Source organism: Agrobacterium sp. 5Ca39 (genome assembly GCF_055382365.1).
Window position 1 is genome coordinate 62,396 of sequence record NZ_AP026437.1, and the last position, 20,626, is coordinate 83,021.

Below are 20,626 nucleotides of genomic sequence, written 5' to 3' on the forward strand. Positions count from 1 at the left end.
TCCAAAAGAAAGCTGCCGTCACAGGGCGGTGCGTTCGGCAGATGGCTCAGCTGTGAAGGCCCGGGGCTTCCTGTCCGGTGCTTTCGACATATTCGGTGTACCCGCCACCATATTGATGGATACCATCGGGCGTCAGTTCCAGAACCCGGTTCGAAAGGGCGGCCAGGAAATGACGGTCATGCGAAACGAACAGCATCGTGCCTTCATAATCCGAGAGGGCCTTGATCAGCATTTCCTTGGTGTCGAGATCGAGATGGTTGGTTGGCTCATCCAGCACGAGGAAATTCGGCGGATCGAACAGCATGGCAGCCATGACGAGACGGGCCTTTTCACCGCCGGAAAGAACGCGGCAACGTTTTTCCACGTCGTCGCCGGAAAAACCGAAACAGCCGGCAAGGGCGCGCAACGGTGCCTGCCCCGCCTTTGGAAAGCGCTCTTCCAGCCATTCCAGGATGGTGCTGTCACCGTCAAGAACATCCATGGCGTGCTGGGCGAAGTAACCGAGCTTGACGCTGGCGCCGAGGGTAACCTTGCCGGAATCCGGTTCCGCCGTGCCGGTCACGAGCTTCAACAGCGTTGATTTTCCTGCACCATTGACGCCCATGATGCACCAGCGTTCCTTGCGCCGCACCATGAAGTCGAGATCGCCATAAATGGTGCGGCTGCCATAGGCCTTGTTCACCTTCTTCAGCGCCACGACATCCTCACCCGAGCGGGGCGCCGGCGCGAATTCGAAAGCAACAGTCTGGCGCCGGCGTGGCGGCTCGACGCGATCAATCTTGTCGAGTTTTTTCACGCGGCTCTGCACCTGCGCGGCATGCGAGGCGCGCGCCTTGAAACGTTCGATGAACTTGATTTCCTTGGCGAGCATGGCCTGCTGGCGTTCAAACTGTGCCTGCTGCTGCTTTTCATTCTGCGCGCGCTGCTGTTCGTAAAAGCCGTAGTCGCCGGAATAGGTGGTGAGACTGCCGCCGTCGATTTCGATGATCTTGGTCACGATGCGGTTCATGAATTCCCGGTCGTGCGAGGTCATCAGCAGCGCGCCGTCATAATTCTTCAGGAAATCCTCAAGCCAGATCAGGCTTTCAAGATCGAGATGGTTGGAGGGTTCGTCGAGCAGCATCACGTCCGGCCGCATCAAAAGGATGCGGGCAAGCGCGACGCGCATCTTCCAGCCGCCGGAAAGCTTGGAAACATCGCCGTCCATCATCTCCTGGCTGAAGCTCAACCCGTCCAGCACCTCACGCGCACTGCCTTCCAGCGCGTAACCATCAAGCTCTTCGTACCGCGCCTGCACTTCGCCGTAACGTTCGATGATGGCGTCCATCTCGTCCATCCGGTCGGGATCGGACATGGCGGCTTCCAGTTCCCGAAGCTCCGCCGCGACCTCGCTGACCGGGCCTGCACCCTCCATAACCTCGGCCACGGCCGAGCGGCCGGACATTTCACCGACATCCTGATCGAAATAGCCGACCGTCATGCCCTTCTCGACGACGACCTGACCCTCGTCCGGCTGCTCCTCGCCGGTGATCATCCGGAAAAGCGTGGTCTTGCCGGCACCGTTCGGACCGACAAGGCCGATCTTCTCACCGCGATTGAGCGCGGCGGAGGCCTCGATATAGAGAATGCGGTGACTGTTCGACTTGCTGATGTTTTCGATGCGGATCATGACAGGGCCTGTGAATGGGAGCGGCCCTCCTATGCCACGGGCCGCCGCCGCTGTCACCTGCCGCACATGTTCTGTCAGCCATGCAGCGGAGAAGGCGCTCCGGCGCGGCGGCGCCGGAAGCGGATCAGTTGGTGAGCGTGGCTATGCTGCCTGCAGCCTTGCGGGCGATTTCGCCAAAGGCTGTTACGATCTGCTCCATGTTTTCAGGGGCGTAATAATTGTCAGCGCTCGATGCGCAATATTGCAGCAGCGCCTTGCCCTTGTCCGGCGCCATGAAGGCGACGCTGAAAATCTTGATTCCATCTTTCTTGGCAGTCTCGCAGGTGGTGCGCACCGACTGGTCGATGCTGGAATTCCACGAGGCGCTGTTTCCCGTCATTTCGCCATCGGTCATCAGAACAATATAGCGCTCGAAGGATTCGTTCCCCTGCGTTTTATGTGCCTTCGCTTCGTCGGGATTGGCTTTCTTGAGTGCGTTATAGGCGGCGTTCAGGCTGCTGCGGGCGTCCGTGCCGCCGGTGGGAAATTCCGGAATCTGTTTGTCCACATAGCTGACAACACTGCTCGTGCCCCAGCTAAGGGGCTGGGCGGCATAGGTCTCGTGCGTATAGACCGAGGCACCTGTCCGCACCAGTTGCGAACTGCCGTTGGCAGTGTAGGTCGGGTCGGCCTTGTTCAATGTGGCGACGAGAAATCCGACCGCGGTTTTGAGCGACGTGGCCTTGTTGACATAGCAGGGGCTGGACGTAACCTGCGCTTCGCTCTTGCCCCAGTTGCTGGCGGTATAGTTCGGGCACGACTTTTTTGCGGCATTGACGGTATCCGTCTTGAACGACATCGAGCCGGAACGATCAAGCGCCAGATACATGGAGATCGGAGCACCCTTGTTGACGGTGCTCTTTGCGGTGCCGGTTACCGAAAGATCGAGTGTTTTTGCGCCAATGAACCCGAGCAGCGGATTGAGCTGAACCTGGTGGTTGATCGTGGTTTCGATCGTGTAGGTCTTGCCGCGGGCATTTTCCGTCGTCGTGATGCTGGTTGGAGAATTCTCCTCCAGTTTCTTCTTTTCTTCTTCGGTCAGGCTTTTTTCCATCTGCGCGGCAATGAAGCCCTTGGCGATTTCCTTGATCTGCTCATCCGTCAGATCGCCCTTTTTCAGCCGCGCCTCGGTTGCCGCCGCAAGGGCGGCTGAATCCGCAGTGTTCTGCATGTCCGCTTTCACCTGCATCACATTCGCCAACTCCATGCCGGCACCGGCAAAACCGAGCAAGACAGGCAGCAGGATTGCCGTCATGATGCCGAAATTGCCGCTCTTATCGGTCAGGAAACGGCGCTTCAATTTGTCAGGTGCGGAGGCGGTCATAGGGGGGCTCACCGATTAGAATATTCGACTGAGCGCAGGAAACCCGCAAACGATGTAAAATCCGCTAAGGTGATCGGTTCAATTTTACGCAGTGGTCAAATTGACGCAGCTTTCAAAGTATTTTCAAGAATTGTCGTCGCGAAGGTCTGGAATAATACAAGTTGTGTCATTGCTGGATGGGGATCACGTCGACCGCCTGTTTTATCTGCTGATTGCCGTAGCTCTTCAATACCCCGATAACGGGGGCGACATCGGAATAATCCCTGCCATAACCGACGACGATATGGTCGCTCCCCGCCACGATGTCGTTGGTGGGATCGAGCTCCAGATAACCGGCAGCCTCGCCGCACCAGATGCGCACCCAGGCGTGCATTGCGTCGGCGCCTTCAAGCCGTTCCTTGCCGGGCGGAGGAATGGTACGCAGGAAACCGCTGACATAACCGGCGGGAATGCCGAGGCTGCGCAAGGCCATGATCATGATATGCGAAAAATCCTGGCACACGCCGCGCTTTAGTTTGAAGGCTTCCGCAGGTGTCGTATCAACGGTCGTCGCCTCGCCGTCATAGGTGAAGTCCTTATGGATCCGTTTGCACAGAGAGAGCGCAATTTCGCGAATGGTCATTCCGGGCTTCAGCACTTCCCGGGCATAGGCGGATATCGCCGTGTCCATTCCGATCCTTGGACTAGCGCCGATAAAGTGGTGCGGTGACTGGAAATCGAGCGACCACACACCGGCGAGGTCCTGCGGCAGGCGGGAAAGCTCGGGCGAAAAATCCGCCGTCAATGCCGGGGCTTCCACCATCACCCGCGCCTGCATGCGAATATCGAGCTTTTCATGCGGTGCGCGCAGATGCACCGATGTTGCCGAGAGATGAAAGAAATCCTCGAAGACGGCCCGTTCTTCCGGCGTCGGCGAAACGTCGATGGAGCCGGCGACGAGCCGCTGTCGACCCGGGATGGAGAGCGGCAGGACGCGGATGATGTGGCGTGCGCCATGTGCCGGCGTGTCGTAGGTGTAACCCATATGCAGGGAAAGATCATAGAGCATAGGATTATCCGAGATAGGTCCGGGCCAGAACATCGGAAAGATGCTCCATGTCGGTTTCGAGCTGGCGGTAGATCGCGCCATTCATGTTTTCCGGCGTCATGACCGCCAACCCGGAATGCAGACGCATCGTCTCGCGGTAGAAGGGCGACATCTGGCCGTTGACGAAGGCGTTTGGAAGCTGCTCCACCTCGGTGCGGATCTCGTTCAGCTGAAACAGGATCGAGCGGGGATTGAGCGGGTCGAGTGCCAGAAGATCGGTCACGGTCAGACCTGCCGTATTGACGTTATACCGCCGGCGATGGGTCATGACGCTGTCGCCGATTTCAAGCAGCATGTCATAGGATCCATCTGGCGCGTCCGGGCCGGTCATATGGCCGAGAAGACGCGTCATATGCAGTCCGCGTTCGAGATAACGGCCGATCGACAGGAAACGCCAGCCGGTAAAGCGATACATGTTTTCGTGCACCAGGCCGGCAAAGCCCGCAAGCTTGCGCAAGAGGACCGTCATGGCATGGGTCGCGTCGTCGCCGGGAGCCACTTTCGCGTGGAAACGGCGGGCCGTCTTGGCAAGGTCGTTCAGCGCCAGCCATCCGTCCGGTGAAAAGCGGTCACGAATGTTGCTGGCGGAATAAAGCGCGCTGTTGATGTTGGTAAGCAGGCTTTCCGGCACGGCATCGTTCATCTCCACATCAAGCGCTTCGAGATACCGCGTGACATGCGCGAGCAGCGGCTGGCGCGGATCAGCGGATTCGGCATAACGCCCATGCCAGGCGCGAAGGATGCGCAAGGCGCCTTCAGAGCGCTCGATATAACGACCCAGCCAGAAGAGATTGTCGGCCGCGCGGCTTGGCAGGCTGCCCGGCATGTTGCGGGTGAAGCTCTCTTCCGCCGGCAGAAGCGTGGTGCGCTCCACCGGTCTGTCGCTGACGATCCAGACATCAGCCGCGCTTCCGCCCGATTGCATGGCGATGGCGGACACGTCGTCACCGCTGCCTATCCGGGCAAAGCCACCCGGCATGATCTGCCAGCCATCCTGGGTACGGGCGGCAAATACACGAAGGCTCATCGGGCGCGGCACGAGCTTGTTGTCGACGTAGGCCGGGGTGGTTGAAAGCTTCACCACTTCCTGGCCCACCAGCCTGTGGCCATCGGAGGCAAGCCAGTCGCTGATCGATTCCTTTGCAGTTTCTCTCAGGGAAGAGCCGAGCACGGACTGGCCGTTATCGTCGAAGAATGGAAGCCGGGAATAGGCCGGGCCAATGACCATGCCTTCGATATTGCCGGCGACGTGACGGCGTTCAGCCTCCTGTCCGCACCACCAGGTGGCGATGGACGGCAATTTCAGTTCTTCGCCGAGAATGTGGCGGCAGATGCGCGGCATGAAGGCAAGCAGCGCCCGCGTTTCCAGAATTCCGCTGCCGAGCGCGTTGACGATGGTGAGCGCTTCATTGCGCAATGCCTGTACCATGCCCGGCGTGCCGATATGGGATTGCTGGTTGAGCTCCAGCGGATCGGAATAGGATGCGTCGAGACGCCGCCAGAGGACGCCGATCGGCTTCAACCCGGCAACCGTTCTGACCATGACGCGGCCATTGACAACGGTCAGGTCTTCGCCCTCCAGCAGCATGAAGCCAAGATAACGGGCGATATAGGCGTGTTCGAAATAGGTCTCGTTGGCCGGGCCGGGTGTTAACACGGCGATCCGGTCGTCAGGGTGTTTTCTTTGCGCCTGCAGCGTGTCGCGGAAAGCACCAAAAAACGAGGCCAGACGGTGAACATGGGTTTCGGCATAGATGTCGGAGAGCGCACGCGTGGTCGCTACCCGGTTTTCGAGCGCGAAACCCGCACCGGAGGGCGCCTGCGTCCTGTCGGCCAGCACCCACCAGTTGCCATCTGGCCCACGCCCGATCTCGAAGGAACAGAAGTGCAGGTAATGACCGCTTGCCGGCTTTACGCCGACCATGGGGCGCAGATATTCGGGATTCGAGGCAATCAGCGCCGGCGGCACATAACCTTCCTTCACCAGTCGGTTTTCGCCGTAAAAATCGGCGACCATGGCTTCCAGAAGATTGGCGCGCTGCTTCAACCCCTCGGCAAGAACCGTCCATTCCCGGTCGTCGATCAGCACCGGAATATGGGAGATCGGCCAGTTTCTTTCGCTGCTGCCCTTGCCGTAATCGCGGTAGAACACGCCGGCATCGCGCAGATAGCGGTCAGTGCGGGCAAAACGCTCATGCAGCTCCCGCTCAGACATGCGCGAGAGGGCCTCGAGCAGGGTCTTCCAGACCGGTCTCACCGCGCCGTTGTTATCGAGCATTTCGTCGGCAACGCCAGGCAAGGGCGAATATTCAAGCCCGCTTGGTCGCGCGCTCGTTTCCGTCTTGCGTTCCGTTGCCGGGGCTTTAGACAATTTATACTCCGTAAGGCCGGCGCAGATCGAGCGTCAGCGGAAATTCTGGCGACACGGTTTCCGCCCGAAGCGGATATTGCCCTGCCGTATGCCCCCATGGTTCGAAACGGGCGAGGCGGCGTGCCTCCGCCTCATTGCCGTTGACGGGAAATGTCTCGTAATTGCGCCCGCCTGGATGAGCAACATGATAGATGCATCCGCCGATCGATCGCCTCGACCATGTATCATAAATGTCAAAGGTCAAGGGTGAATTGACGGGCAGCACGGGATGCAGGCCGGAAGCGGGCTGCCATGCCTTGAAGCGGACGCCGGCAACCGCGACGCTGCGGTTTTCCGTCGGAGTCAGCGGAACGGCGCGGCCGTTGCAGGCCACCGCGTAGCGGGCGGGATTGGACGTTTCGAGCCGCACCTGCAGGCGCTCGACGGAGCTGTCGACATAACGCACGGTGCCGCCGATGGCGCCCTGTTCGCCCATCACATGCCAGGGTTCCAGCGCCTGGCGCAATTCCAGCTTTGATCCTTCATATTCCACCTCCCCGAAAAAGGGGAAACGGAATTCCTGCTGGGCGGTGAACCATTCGGGCTTCAGGTCGAAACCGTTTTCCCTGAGGTCTGCAAGCACATCCAGGAAATCCGCCCAGATATAATGCGGTAGCATGAAACGATCGGCGAGTGCCGTGCCCCAGCGCACGAATTTGCCGACGGCCGGGTTTTTCCAGAAACGCGCAATGAGAGCACGCACCAGCAACTGCTGGGCAAGCGACATGCGCGCATTCGGCGGCATTTCGAAACCGCGAAATTCCACCAGCCCGAGGCGGCCGGTCGGTCCATCAGGCGAAAACAGCTTGTCGATGCATATTTCGGCGCGGTGGGTATTGCCCGTTACATCCGTCAGAAGATTGCGGAACAGGCGGTCAACCAGCCATGGCAAGGGCGGAACGCCTTCACCGGGCAGCGGCACCTGCGCAAGCGCGATCTCCAGTTCGTAGAGACTGTCGTGGCGGGCTTCGTCGATACGTGGCGCCTGGCTCGTCGGGCCGATGAAGAGCCCTGAGAAGAGATAGGAAAGCGAGGGGTGCCGCTGCCAGTGCAGCACGAGACTTTTCAGAAGATCGGGTCGGCGCAGGAATGGGCTGTCATTGGGATTGGCGCCGCCCACCACCACATGGTTGCCGCCGCCGGTGCCGGTATGACGGCCATCGATCATGAATTTGTCGGCACCGAGACGTGACTGGCGCGCCTCTTCGTAGACTGCGGTGGTAATGTCGACACAGTCCTTCCAGCTTGAAGCGGGGTGGATGTTGACCTCTATGACACCAGGATCGGGCGCGACGCGGATTACATTGATACGCTCATCATGCGGCGGCGCATAACCCTCTATGTGGACTGGCAGTCCAAGATCGGCCGCTGCCGCCTCCGCTGCTGCAATCAGCTCGAGATAGTCCTCGATGCGTTCCACTGGCGGCATGAAGACGCAGAGCCTGCCATCACGCGGTTCCACCGACATGGCGGTGCGCACCGCGCCGCCGATTTCGCCGATCGTCTGCTCTACGCGTTCCTGCCCCGCGGCTTCGCTGGCATGGAAAGAAGCTTCGGGCAAGGCGCGGCCCGATGGCGTGAAGACGTCGGGAAGCGGACCGCGAGGGATCGAGGGGTCTGCCTCGTGAATATAGGGATAGGCGGATGGCGGCACATAGGGCAGGGTGCCCAGTGGCAGGCGGTAACCCACCGGGCTGTCACCCGGAACGAGGAATATTTTACCGCGCCGCGTCTTCCATTTTTCGCTGATCCAGCGCTTGCCGGCGGCGCGCGCATTCCACGCCTGAACGGGAAGAATATAGCCGGTCGGTGTCGTCAGTCCCCGCTCGAAGACGCGGGCTATGCGGTTTCGCTCCTCCGGGTCCTTCAGCTTGGAATTTGACGGGTCAACATTGTCGGGAAGGCTTCCTTCCTTGATGATCCATTCCGCCGGATCCTCATAGGCCGGCAGCACCAGCTCCCGTTCGATGCCGAGATGGGAGGCGATGCCGCCCAGCAGTTTCTGCGCGTCTTCCGCCTTTGCGCCGGTATTCGCGCCCTCCTCGGCGATAAGCGCCGGGTTCTGCCAGATCGGCAGGCCATCCTTGCGCCAATAGAGCGAGAACGTCCAGCGCGGCAGGCTTTCGCCCGGATACCATTTTCCCTGGCCGTAATGCAAAAACCCACCCGGTGCGAAACGCTCGCGCAGGCGGCGGATCAGAAGGTCGGCCTTTTCGCGCTTTGTTGGCCCCACCGCACCGGTGTTCCACTCATCGGATTCGAAATCGTCGATGGAAACGAAGGTCGGTTCGCCGCCCATGGTCAACCGGACATCATGGGTATTCAGAACCTCATCGACCTCCTGGCCGAGCGCATTGAGTTCGTCCCAGCTTTCGTCCGAAAAAGGCTTGGTGATGCGCGGCGTCTCGGCAACCCGCCGGACCTGCATGTCGAAGGCGAATTCCGTGTTGGCATGGCCGTAATAGCCGCCAGAAATAGGCGCGGCGTTGCGGTAATGCGGTGTTGCCGCCAAAGGAATATGGCTCTCGCCGGTCAATAGACCGGACGTGGGGTCGAGGCCGATCCAGCCCGCACCCGGCATATAAACCTCGGCCCATGCGTGCAGATCGGTGAAGTCCACCTCGGTGCCGGATGGGCCGTCCAGCGCCTTGAGGTCCGGTGTCAACTGGATGAGATATCCCGACACGAAACGGGCAGCGAGGCCAAGATGCCTCAGGACCTGCACGAGCAGCCAGCTGGTATCGCGGCAGGACCCCTTGCCGGAAGTAAGCGTCTCCTCAGGTGTCTGGACGCCGGGTTCCATGCGGATGACGTAACCGATCTCCTGCTGCAGGCGGGCGTTGAGGCCGACGACCATGTCCACCGTCTGTTGACCTGGAGTGCGGTCGACAGTGGCCATGAAGGCGGCGAGCAGAGGACCGGTCGGTTCCGGCTTCATGTAGATGGAGAGATCGTCGCGCAGTTCCTGCGGATAGTCGAAGGGCCACTTTGTCGCCTCTTCCTCCACAAAGAAATCGAACGGATTATAAACCGTCATATCGGCGACAAGATCGACCTCGATCTTGAATTCGCTCACCGGTTCCGGAAAAACGAAGCGGGCAAGGTAATTACCGTAGGGATCCTGCTGAAGGTTCACGAAGTGATTGGAGGGTGAAACCTTGAGAGAATGGCTGATGACGCTGGTTCTGGAATGTGAGGCGGGCTTCAGTCTGATGATCTGTGGTCCAAGGCGAACCGGATTGTCGTATTTATAATGCGTCAGATGATAGATGCTCGCTTTGATCGCCATTAATCTGCCTTGCCCGGTTTTCCGGCTTATGCGGTTTGTCCGCCCCTCTGAAATTACTCGGATTTTGTGCAATGCAGGAAAAGAAAGCAAGGATCATTTCCTGGGGCAATCGCATTGTTGGTCGAAGCCGCTTCATTTGCCTGCACGAAGAATTGCGCGGGCTTTCAGGTTGTCGCCGCGGAGATTTCGCCGGCATTGTGGACATGGTCGAACGGCGTGTTATTGCTTGGCATCGAAAGGCGCAGAATCGCGACCGGCTTTCTTTGCCCACTGACGTTTCGGAATGGATGAATGGCAACATCGGTAAGCGACGATCAGCGCAAGGGCGCGGCTAACCTTTCGGGCTTCGATCTCGATTTTCCGGCTCAGCTGCGCGTGATGGGGCGCGCCTTCTGGACATCGCCGGTGCGCAACCGTCTGATCTTGCTGTCGATGGCCCTTCTCACGGTGATATTGCTGACGGCCTACGGGCAGATCAGGCTCAATGAATGGAATGCGCCGTTTTATAACGCGCTGGAACGGCGCGATCTCGACGCCTTCCTTCATCAGCTCGAGGTTTTCGCGGTCATCGCCGGGCTGTTGCTGCTCCTCAACGTCATTCAGACCTGGCTCAACCAGATGACGGCGCTTAACATGCGCGAGGGTCTTGCCAAGGATATGGTGGACCAGTGGCTGAAGCCGGGTCGCGCCGCCCGCCTCGCCAGTTTCGGCACGATAGCCATCAATCCGGACCAGCGGCTCCATGACGATGTCCGCAACCTCGCCGAAAGCAGTACGGCGCTTTCGATCGGTCTTGTGAACGCGACGATCCTGCTTGTCAGCTTCATCGGTGTCCTCTGGTCGCTCTCGGCGGGCTTTGCCATTACCATCAGCGGCGATACCTATGCTATCCCCGGCTATATGGTCTGGGCGGCAATCCTTTATGCCGGTTCCGCTTCCCTGCTCAGCAACCTCGTCGGTTATCGGCTGGTGGGGCTGAACGCGGAGCGTTATTCCAAAGAGGCTGAGCTTCGCTTTTCGTTAATGCGGGCGAGCGAAAATCTTGCCGCCATTGCCCTTGCGCGCGGCGAAAAAAATGAGAGGCGGCGGATTGGCGTCGATATCGATGCCGTCCTCGGTGTCATCCGGGGACTCGCCATGGCGCTGACACATCTGACCTGGGTCTCGGCGGGATATGGCTGGCTCGCGGTGGTGGCGCCGATCCTGATCGCGGCTCCGGTCTATTTTTCCGGCAATCTCACTTTCGGCGGGCTGATGATGGCGGTCGGCGCCTTCAATCAGGTGAATACGGCGCTACGCTGGTATATCGACAATTTCGGGCCGATCGCCAGCTGGAAGGCGACGTTGCAGCGTGTCTCCGTGTTCCGGAACGCTTTGATCCAGATGGACAGCGTGGAACAGCACGGCCTGACGATCGATCTGCAACGCAGTGCGGAAAATGACAGAATCCGTCTTCAGTCGGTTACGATCTGCCGCGATGCGGGCGGGCAGGATATTGAACGCGGGTTCATGCTGCATGAGGCGGATGTCGAGGTCGGGCCGGGCGAACGGCTGATGATCAATGGCGAGCAGGGTGTGAACCGGCGGCTTTTGTTCGCAGCTATGGCGGGGCTGTGGCCCTGGGGCCAGGGCAGGATAGAGATGCCGGATCAAACCGACACGCTTTTCATTGCTCAGCACGGTTATCTACCGGCAGGAACGCTGCGCGAAATCATGGCTTATCCGCGTGCACCCCAGCGCTTTGCGGATGAGGACTATGTTTCGGCGCTCGCCGCATCGGGTCTCGGCGAGATGGCCTCTCGTCTTGATGAAAACATCCGTTGGGACAAAAAACTGGATTCGGACGAACAGGCCAGCATCCGGGTTGCCAATGCGCTGTTGCTGAAACCGAAATTCATCGTCATTGACGATCTGCTGGAAGGCTTGGAAAAACAGACGCAGGACACGCTGGCCGGGGTTTTGAGCGGGATCGAGGGCGCGGCGATTGTTTATATCGGCCGGTCCGAGACTTTTCTGTCGATTCTTTCTCCGGCGGTCGCCCATCTAGACCACGTCTCCCAGAAGGACGGGACGGACAGGCGCGATGGCGGCGCCCCGCAATAGCTCAATGGTCGTGCTGCCGGGTGTGCCGATCGAGGCGTATCACAGCCGCAAATGCCATTTTTCAGAGTTGAGCCGCTGTTGTTTGGCGATACTTATGGTGTGGTTCGGCTCCACCTGTGAGCGGAAAGCCAGTGTACCTGTTGCCAGGCTGATGGCGACAACGCTAGCGACCGCCAGAACTATACGATCGTAACGCTGCTGTATCGTGTTGTTTCCACTCCAGTCATAGGCCATTTGTACGCCCCCGCGCTTTTTTGGAATCGTGCCCCATCATGGTTAACCGAAGCTTACGATGACCCTGTGATTCCTTGCGGTTTTGGAAGGGCTGCCGCGACAAATCGGCTATTGGCGGAAGGGGTGCGGTTGTTTAAGTCCGGCAGCGGGAGGTTTGTGAAAGGAATTTGACAGATGGATCAGCAGCCGCCCGCCGATATGGAACTGACGCTCAGAACGCTTGCCATGCCTGCCGATGCCAATCCGGCCGGCGATATTTTCGGCGGCTGGGTCATGTCGCAGATGGACCTTGCCGCTTTCGTCCGCGCCAATGATGTGGCCGGGGGCCGAACCGTCACCGTCGCAGTCAACGAGATCGTCTTCAAGAAGCCGGTCAAGATCGGTGATACATTGTGCGTCTATACCCGCATCGAAAAGATTGGCCGCACCTCCGTCACGCTCAAGATCGAAGCCTGGACGCGCCGGCACTATCGGGATTCGCGTGAAAAGGTGACGGAGGCCGTCTTCATCATGGTCGCCGTCGATGAGAACGGTGAGCCGCGCCCGGTTCGGAAAGACGTATGAGGCGTTGATTTTCCTTCCGGATGCTGTCCGGAACGCATCGTGGAGAGACCGGCAGCGCAAGCGCCTTGGCCTTTCCGCGACCCCCATATTTCGGAAATACCGAATTTATTTATCAATTTTTGCGATCAAGATATGGAGTAGGACGGGGATCAGGCTTTGACCATTCCAGGTGTTGTTATTGTCGGCGGCGCTCATGGCACGCTCGCCCTCGCGCGCAGCCTCGGGGCCCTGAATGTGCCTGTTTATTACCTCACCCATGACTCACCCTTGCCCAGCTGGTCGCGTTTCGTGCGGGAGACAATACGCTGGGCCGGTCCGCACGACGCAGGGGCAATGTCTTTCCTGCGGCAGATGGCCGACAGGCATCATCTCAAGGGTTGGCTGCTGGTCCCATCCGGCGATGGTGAGGTTCAGCTCGTTTCGCAGCATCACGATGAACTTTCGGCTCTCTACAAGATCGTTCTGCCGGACTGGGCAGCGCTGCAATGGCTGTGCGAAAAACCGCTGCTATACAGGCGTGCGGCGGAACTCGGCGTCAGAATTCCCAGGACCTATGCGCTGGCATCAGCCGCTGATATCGATGCGCTTGACGTGCTGTTTCCCGTCATTCTCAAGCCAAATATGGGCGGCGGCGATACTGCGATCGCCCGCGCCAAGGTCGTCCGCGCCGAAGATCGGGAGGCCCTGAAAGCCGCCTTTGCCGAGGCCAGCGAAGAGATCGGCGCCGGCAATGTGGTGGTGCAGGAACTCATTCCAGGTGGCGGACGAAACCAGTTCTCCTATGCTGCCCTGTGGCTGAACGGAGAACCAGTGGCGGAATTCACCGCCCGGCGCATCCGTCAGTATCCCGTCGATTTCGGTTACACCAGCACTCGGGTCGAGATTGTCGACAACCCGTCGGCGATCGATGCCGCCCGGACAATATTGAGGTCCGCCGGTCATAGCGGACTGGTCGAGGTGGAATTCAAGTTCGATGACCGGGACGGGACGCTGAAACTTCTCGATGTGAATCCGCGTCCGTGGTCGTGGTTCGGCCTCTGTTCTGCTGCCGGCATTGATCTTGGCGCATTGTTGTGGCGTGCCGCCAACGAAGAGCCGACCGGCGAGCCGGTCAAGGCCCGCAACGGCACGTCGTGGTCCTATCTTGTCCGTGATCTTGTTGCTGCATTTACCCTGGGGCGGAGAGGGGAGGTGCGGGCTGCCGACTATCTTGCGTCCCTCGCCAAGGTCCGCAGTTGGGCTGCATTTGCGCTGAATGACCCGCTGCCGGGCCTGATCGACCTGCCGCTGACAGCCTTCAGGGTGTTGAAAAAGCGGATATTACCCGGCCTGTCGTCGCGACAACCGGCGGGACTTTTTCTGCAGCCGGTAAAACGCCTTGTGAAATACACCGTCATAAGGGCCGGGCTGGAGGTGAGTTCCCTTCCGGCTGTCCGCTCGGCATTCCCTTCGCTTGCCGGGCGAGGTGTCATCTTCACGCTTCACCACGTGCGTCCGGGCGGCGCTGTTTCGGCTTTTGCGCCCAATGTACAATTGTCCGTCACGCCGGAGTTCCTCGAAGAGGCCGTACAGGCGGCGCTTGAATCGGGTCTCGTTCCCGTTCACCTGCATGATCTTCCGGCACTGCTTGCCGGCAGCGGAGAAGACCGGTCGTTTTGTGCCTTCACGCTTGATGATGGCTATCGCAACAACGCAGACTACGCCGCGCCGATCTTTCGCAAATATAACATTCCCTACACGATCTTCATCACGCCCGGTTTTGTCGAGCGTACACGCGGCCTGTGGTGGGAGACCGCCGCCGCGTTGACGCAGAAGGCGGCGTCGTTCGATTTCGATTTCGGGGCAGGGCCGGAGCACGTCACATGCGGAACGCCCCTGCAAAAAGCGGATGCATTCGCGCGGCTGGAAAATTTTGTCCAAAGTGCCGCCGAAGATGAAGCGGTGGAGAGGATCGATCGCGCCGCTCGACAGTGTGGAATCGATCCGGTTGCCATCGTGGACGAACTCATCATGGATGCTGCAGAACTCAGGGCGCTGTCGGAGGATCCTCTGGTGCATCTCGGCGCCCATACCATGACCCATGTGAATATGCGCAAGATCGACGCTGAGCGCCTGGCTTACGAGATTGCGGAATCGAAGCGCCGGGTAGAGGAATATGCGGGCCATACACCGCGCTCCTTTTCTTATCCCTATGGTTGGACGAAGGCGGTGGGCGAGCGCGAGGCGAAGGCGGTATCGGACGCAGGGTTTTCCGCGGCAGTCACCACACAGGCGGGGGTTCTCGGCCTCGGCAGTCTCGAAAAGCCCACACTCTTGCCGCGTGTTTCACTGAACGGCCGCTTTCAGAAAAAGCGCTTCGTCAAAGCCCTTATCTCCGGTCTGCCTTTCCGCTTCGTTTAGCGACGCGAGGGTTCGTCATCCTTGCTGGCACCCCGCTACCGGTGGGCATGGCTGATCTTGCTTTCCATTTCTCTCCGGCGACTTGAAAGGTCCGTGCGATCAATTTTGTTATTCACATCTATTTATCTATTGAATATAAATAAATTTATCGACGTAAAACCTTACAACTTTTCGAAGGCGATGCCGTGCTGTTGATTTTTGCCGATGATCTGACTGGCGCGCTCGACGCGGCCGCCCCCTTTGCCGGGCGCGGAATGGTGACAGAGGTGGCAACGGGGCTGGAAGGCGTGCATGCGGCGCTGGCCGCTGCCCCTGCCGTTCTCAGCGTCAATCTTGGATGCCGCGATGGGAAGGCGGACGAGGCCCGACGTCGCACACAGGAACTACTGGCACTGGTTCCAGCCGACACGATCCTGTTCAAAAAGATCGATTCCCGCCTGAAGGGACATATTGCGGCTGAAATGGATGCAATTTCTTTCCGGCGCGCTCTTGTCGTGCCGGCAATTCCGGATTTCGGACGTATCGTCAGCGGCGGCGCCGTCTCGGGCTTTGGGGTTGAAACCGCCATCGCGATTGATGAAAAACTGGGAAGACATGCCCTGCGTTGTTCGATACCCGATACGCGAACGACTGAGGATATCAGGCAGGCCCTTTCTGCCGCGCAGGCTGAAGGGATTGATCTTTTCATTGGCGCGCGTGGTCTTGCAGAGACGCTGGCGGCGGTGATGTCGGCGCGCGTCCTGCCCGATGTTGCAACCGTTCCACCTGGAAAGGGGATCTTTGTCATCGGTTCCCGCGATCCGATTACGTTGGAGCAGATTGACGTCCTCAAGAGCGCGGATCTGGTGTCGATCATTGAAGCGCCCAACGGTGCCGTTCCTCTGGACGCGGAGGAAGACGTCGACCTTTCCCTCATTCAGGCAACCCAGGGGAATGAGTATCTTTCTTCGCTTGAAGTTTCAGACCGGTTGGCGGAAGGGGTCGTTCCGCACTTCACGGCCGGCGCGGGCAGGCTGCTTCTGTCGGGTGGGGCAACGGCCGAGGCGGTGCTGCGGGCGATGGGCATTTTGCGGCTGCGTCTTGCCGGCGAGTGCCTGCCGGGCCTCGGTGTCGGCTGGGCGGGAAACCAATGCATCATTGCGAAATCGGGCGGTTTTGGGCAAGCTGACACATTGAAACGTATCGCGAAAATGATGCTTGGCGCGACAGATGCTGGAGAGAGCTGACCAGATGGGGCTGATGAAAGAAACGGCGCGCAAGGCACTTCCGGACATTATTTTCGAAAGGATGCACCGGGCGATAAAATCCGGCGCCTACAAGCCGGATGAAAGATTGCCGACCGAACATGAACTCGCCATGGAATTCGAAGTGTCCCGGCCGGTCGTTCGCGAGGCACTACGGCGATTACGCGAGCAGGGTTTCATTTACTCCCGCAGAGGTTCCGGCAGCTATGTCCGGGCCTTCGGTTTGCGGGAACCGCTTGGCTTCGGACAGCTGGAAAACGTTGCGGACCTTCTGAATTGCTACGAATTCAGGCTGACGCTCGAGCCCGCGGCGGCCGCTGCCGCGGCATTGCGGCATGACGCCGAAAGACTTGCGGCCATCAGGAAGGCGCTTGAGCTGATGCGGGATGCGACCAACCGCCAGTCCCACCGCGAGGATGCCGACTATCAGTTCCACCTTGCCATCGCGCGGGCGGCGCGGAACAGCTATTTCTCCACCGCGATGGAGGCTCTCAAGGATCATATCGCGGTCGGGATGAAATTCCACGGCATGTCCGTAAAGCGCGAGGCCTCGGGCCTGACCCGCGTTTTTGCCGAGCACGAGGCCATCGCAAAGGCGATCGCGGATGGAGATGCCGATTCAGCCCGCCAATTGATGCTGCAGCACCTGACAGGATCGCGCGACCGGCTTTTCGAGTCATCGCACGGAGATTAGGCGGCTCAAGTAAACGGCCCGAGAACCGATGCGCGGTCACGCGCATCGGTTCTGCTTCAGTAGGCGTGACGGTAAATTCCCAGCACGTCCTGCAGGGTCATGTCGACGGGGTTGTTATCCATCAACCTGCGGATGGCATGGGCATCCTCGGCATAGCGGGTCAGATCGGCCTCGGCTGCTCCGTGTTTGGCAAGCGACATTTCGATGCCGAGCGCCGCGCAGAAATCGGTTGCTGCCTTGCGCAGATCACCGGGCGAGAGATGGTCACGAAGCCCCAGCGCTCCGGCCACTTCCGCCGTCTTCGCGGAAACCGCAGGCTGATTGAAGGCCAGCACATGTGGAAAGACGATGGCGTTGGCCAGCCCGTGCGGCAGGCTGAGACGCGTGCCGAGCGGATAGGCGATGGCGTGGCCGGCCGCCGTGTTGACCGGCCCGAGGCAAATGCCGCCATAATAGGAGGCGAGCATCATGCCTTCCCGCGCTTCCGTATCCGAACCGTCACGTACGGCGCGGGCGAGATATTTCCCGACCAGCGTGAAGCCCATGCGGGCAAAGCCATCAATCATCGGATGTGCCTTGCGGTTGGTAAAGGCTTCGACGCAATGGGCCATGGCGTCGATGCCTGTTGCCGCAGTTACGGCCGATGGTACGGAGTAGGTGAGTTCCGGATCGAGAATAGCGAAATCCGCGATCAGATACGGGCTTTCGACGGCGATCTTGGTGCCCTTGAGGGGATCGGTGATTAGCGAGCGGATGCCTGCTTCCGAGCCGGTACCGGCCGTGGTGGCTATCTGCACGAGGCGTGTATCGCGACGGGCGACCTTGTTAGGTCCGGCGACGTCCTCGAGCGTCTGATCTGAATTCCACAATGCGGCGACAAGCTTTGCCACATCCATCACCGAACCGCCGCCGAGGCCGATGATGAGATCGGGCCTGGCAGTGCGCGCCGCATTGAGAGCGGCGTCCAGTGTCATCGTATCCGGCTCACCCGGAATGGCGTCGAAGACGGCAAAGGGCCCCTGCAGTTGCAGACGTTCGGCGAATTTTGCCGTCAGCGGCGTTGCGATTACCAGTGTTGAGGCCGTTTTGCCGGCCCAGTCACCAACCTGCGCGACGGTGCCTGCGCCAACCGCGAGCCTGCGCGGCTGGTGGATAAGAATGGGAGCCGTAGGCATGGTGCTCATCCCTTTCCACCCTTGCCTGCCACGAGCTTGCGCGCATAGGCGATGGCCGCATTCATGTTGCCGTGATTGGCGATGCCCTTGCCGGCTATGTCGAAGGCGGTGCCGTGATCGACGGAGGTACGGTCTATCGGCAGGTCGACGGAGACATTGACGGCGGTGTCAAAGGCGACGAGTTTGATGGGGATATGCCCCTGGTCATGATATTGCGCGACGACGAGATCGAAAGCGCCTGAATAGGCGCGATGAAATACGGTATCGGCGGAAACAGGCCCCTGTACCTCGATGCCTTCGGCGCGTGCGGCCGCAACCGCCGGCGCGATCTGATCGTCGTCCTCGGTGCCGAAAAGACCGTTTTCGCCGCAATGCGGATTGATGCCCGCCACCGCGATGCGGGGTCGTTCGTAGCCGATGCGCTTCAAGTGGGCGTTGCCGGCGCGAATGGTGGCCAGCACCCGCTCCGTCGTCGCCCGGCGTATGGCCTCCTGCAGCGAGACGTGGGTCGAAACATGAATGACCTTCAGCCGCTCGGACGCGAGCAGCATATAAGCGGCCAAGGCACCTGTCAGGCTGCGCAGCATGCCGGTGTGGCCGTCATAATGATGGCCCGCAAGGTTCAACGCTTCCTTATTGATCGGCGCGGTGACGATGCAGCCGATCCGCCCTGCCTCGGCGTCCCGCACAGCCGTTTCGATGAAGCGGAATGCGGCGTCGCCGGCCACCGGTGAAAGCGTGCCCCAGGGCAAAGGCGCACCCTCAACGGGCAAGTCTGCCACGTGGGGGGCAAGATCGATATCGAGACCGAGCGCCTGCCTTGCTGCCTCCAGCGTGGCGAGGTTTCCGTAAATCCGCGTTGCGGCCTGGTCGGAAGCGGACATTTCAGCAAATGCCCGGACAGTGATCTCGGGACCAACCCCGCAAGGATCGCCCATCGTGATGCCGATAATATTGCTCATCTTTTTCTCCCGTCCGCAGTTTCGGCCCAGCCGGGCTCCAGCCGCACATATTTGATGGCGCGACGATGATAGGTGTAGCTTGCGTGCAGCGCACCGTCAGGTGTCTCCAGAAGCCATGGATAGGACATTTCCAGGTTTCGGCCATCCGTCGAATCGTTCGACAGACATGTGCCCGGCCCGTTCTCGATCAGGATACGGGTCGGAAAGCTGCGCCCGTCGTCATCGGAAAGGCAGATTGTGACGGGTGCGCGCGGCACCCCCCAGACGGGCACGCATCCGCCGCTTGGATCAGCATCCGGCCTGCCATCGTCCTCTCCGAGTTCGTCATAAAGCGAGGCGCGGCGGTCGCTCGACTGGGCGGCGTTGACGGGATTGCAAATCATTGCCAGCCGGCCGCTACCGAGCCTTGTCACGGCGATGGAAGAATTGTTGTTCGGCACATCGGTCGGATGCGGCCTTGACCATGAGCGACCGCCATCCTTGCTTTCGGTGCGGTAGACAAAATCGGCCTGGCGACGGCGAAAAAAAGCGGAGTGTTGTCCGTCCGTTCCCGCCACCGGGCTCATATGCACGCAGCCGATCGAGTCCGGCAATTCCTGCAATGTCCATGTCTCGCCATCGTCCGTGGAAATGCCGAGCGCTGCCGTATCGTGGCTGCCGTTCCATTTCTGTCCGGGTCGCTGAACGCAACGGAAGATCGGCAACAGCCACGCTCCATCATCGCGGATGCGCAGCGGCGCGCGGATGAAACAGCCCTTGGGAAGATCGAGAAATCGTCCATCCTCTGAAATGAGCTTCTCCGGTTCCGACCGATTACGATGGATTTTCGCCATGCGGATGCGGCACTCATCTTGATTGCCGGAGGGCTGGGCGGTGTGAAACAGCCAGAGAGCGCCATCCGGCGCGGTGAAAAGAACAGGATTCTGTTCGGAGCGGGCCGTATCATGACTGAGGCGCTGCGGCGCTCCCCAGCGTCCGGCTCCGGGCGTCAGCACGGATGCGAAGATGGAAATATCCGACTTTCCCTCGAGCGTTCCCCCGAACCATGCGCAGAGCAGCACGCCATCGTCCAGAAGATGCAGGAAGCTCGCATGGTTCTGGATCATGGGCGATGGCAGAAAGGCTTCACGCCGTTTTTCTGACGTGACGTGGATATCTCCGGTCATGGCCTGAGCGATGTCATCAGGGGTCATCTTGATCTCCTCTTGGGCAGATGAAAATGGCATATTCGAAAAGTTGTCAAGTTTATTATGTAGAAAATATCGTGATATTCATTCGGAGTTTTATATCTAATATGTTGATTTACAACAATAAAAATTATAAACCGAGACTGATCTGAAATCGGTAAGGAAAAATAAATTGACAAAAAATGCGATAGCGTCGATGCTTTGATGACGGGTGGAGGAGACGATCATCCGCACGCCATGCTCCC

15 protein-coding genes are annotated in these 20,626 nt (G+C 59.6%); 6 read left to right on the plus strand and 9 right to left on the minus strand.

All coding sequences use genetic code 11. From position 1 onward, the window contains the following. Positions 1-46 precede the first annotated feature (46 nt). The 5 genes from ACZ47E_RS14105 to ACZ47E_RS14125 form a co-directional block, all read right to left on the minus strand. Entirely contained in the window at positions 47-1,669 is a 1,623-nt protein-coding gene (locus ACZ47E_RS14105; RefSeq protein ID WP_464016998.1) for an ABC-F family ATP-binding cassette domain-containing protein, read from the minus strand. Positions 1,670-1,793: 124 nt separating this feature from the next. After that, positions 1,794-3,032 carry a vWA domain-containing protein gene (locus tag ACZ47E_RS14110; RefSeq protein WP_022563317.1) on the minus strand — a complete coding sequence of 413 codons (1,239 nt, stop codon included), beginning with the start codon at positions 3,030-3,032 and terminating at the stop codon, positions 1,794-1,796. Between the two features lie 166 nt (positions 3,033-3,198). Then, positions 3,199-4,080: a transglutaminase family protein gene (locus ACZ47E_RS14115; protein WP_034500307.1), complete on the minus strand. Its 882-nt coding sequence runs from the start codon at positions 4,078-4,080 to the stop codon at positions 3,199-3,201. Between the two features lie 4 nt (positions 4,081-4,084). Further along, entirely contained in the window at positions 4,085-6,490 is a 2,406-nt protein-coding gene (locus ACZ47E_RS14120) for a circularly permuted type 2 ATP-grasp protein (protein WP_022563319.1), read from the minus strand. Position 6,491: 1 nt separating this feature from the next. Next, positions 6,492-9,818: a transglutaminase family protein gene (locus ACZ47E_RS14125; protein WP_022563320.1), complete on the minus strand. Its 3,327-nt coding sequence runs from the start codon at positions 9,816-9,818 to the stop codon at positions 6,492-6,494. Positions 9,819-9,889: 71 nt separating this feature from the next. Between ACZ47E_RS14125 and ACZ47E_RS14130 the strand changes: the two genes are divergently transcribed. Next, positions 9,890-10,153: a hypothetical protein gene (locus ACZ47E_RS14130; RefSeq protein WP_034500309.1), complete on the plus strand. Its 264-nt coding sequence runs from the start codon at positions 9,890-9,892 to the stop codon at positions 10,151-10,153. Continuing rightward, the gene (locus ACZ47E_RS14135) at positions 10,110-11,921 is read left to right on the plus strand and encodes an ABC transporter ATP-binding protein/permease (RefSeq protein ID WP_022563321.1); all 1,812 of its coding nucleotides are present in this window, start codon (positions 10,110-10,112) and stop codon (positions 11,919-11,921) included. Before ACZ47E_RS14130 ends, ACZ47E_RS14135 begins: the two co-directional genes overlap by 44 nt. Positions 11,922-11,960: 39 nt before the next feature. Here ACZ47E_RS14135 and ACZ47E_RS14140 read toward each other — a convergent pair whose 3' ends face one another. After that, a complete protein-coding gene (locus ACZ47E_RS14140) occupies positions 11,961-12,155 on the minus strand; it encodes a hypothetical protein (protein ID WP_022563322.1) in 195 nt (64 codons plus the stop codon). Positions 12,156-12,329: 174 nt separating this feature from the next. On the opposite strand from ACZ47E_RS14140, the gene ACZ47E_RS14145 reads away from it, so the two are divergent. The 4 genes from ACZ47E_RS14145 to ACZ47E_RS14160 all read left to right on the plus strand — a co-directional run bounded on the left by ACZ47E_RS14145 (position 12,330) and on the right by ACZ47E_RS14160 (position 17,057). Continuing rightward, a complete protein-coding gene (locus tag ACZ47E_RS14145; RefSeq protein ID WP_004437343.1) occupies positions 12,330-12,719 on the plus strand; it encodes an acyl-CoA thioesterase in 390 nt (129 codons plus the stop codon). Positions 12,720-12,875: 156 nt separating this feature from the next. Beyond that, on the plus strand, positions 12,876-15,119 hold the full coding sequence (locus ACZ47E_RS14150; protein WP_022563323.1) for a polysaccharide deacetylase family protein: 2,244 nt from the start codon (positions 12,876-12,878) through the stop codon (positions 15,117-15,119). 185 nt (positions 15,120-15,304) lie between these two features. Then, positions 15,305-16,345, plus strand: a complete 1,041-nt coding sequence (locus ACZ47E_RS14155; RefSeq protein WP_022563324.1) for a four-carbon acid sugar kinase family protein — start codon at positions 15,305-15,307, stop codon at positions 16,343-16,345. Positions 16,346-16,349: 4 nt separating this feature from the next. Further along, the gene (locus ACZ47E_RS14160) at positions 16,350-17,057 is read left to right on the plus strand and encodes a FadR/GntR family transcriptional regulator (protein WP_004437348.1); all 708 of its coding nucleotides are present in this window, start codon (positions 16,350-16,352) and stop codon (positions 17,055-17,057) included. A 56-nt stretch (positions 17,058-17,113) separates the two neighbouring features. Here ACZ47E_RS14160 and ACZ47E_RS14165 read toward each other — a convergent pair whose 3' ends face one another. From ACZ47E_RS14165 to ACZ47E_RS14175, 3 genes are read right to left on the minus strand one after another with little or no spacing between them, the layout of a single operon-like run. After that, a complete protein-coding gene (locus ACZ47E_RS14165) occupies positions 17,114-18,241 on the minus strand; it encodes an iron-containing alcohol dehydrogenase (RefSeq protein WP_022563326.1) in 1,128 nt (375 codons plus the stop codon). Continuing rightward, the gene (gene pdxA, locus ACZ47E_RS14170; RefSeq protein WP_006699954.1) at positions 18,238-19,194 is read right to left on the minus strand and encodes a 4-hydroxythreonine-4-phosphate dehydrogenase PdxA; all 957 of its coding nucleotides are present in this window, start codon (positions 19,192-19,194) and stop codon (positions 18,238-18,240) included. The genes ACZ47E_RS14165 and pdxA overlap by 4 nt, the downstream gene beginning before the upstream one ends. After that, positions 19,191-20,387: a sialidase family protein gene (locus tag ACZ47E_RS14175; RefSeq protein WP_022563327.1), complete on the minus strand. Its 1,197-nt coding sequence runs from the start codon at positions 20,385-20,387 to the stop codon at positions 19,191-19,193. The genes pdxA and ACZ47E_RS14175 overlap by 4 nt, the downstream gene beginning before the upstream one ends. Between the last annotated feature and the right edge of the window lie 239 nt (positions 20,388-20,626).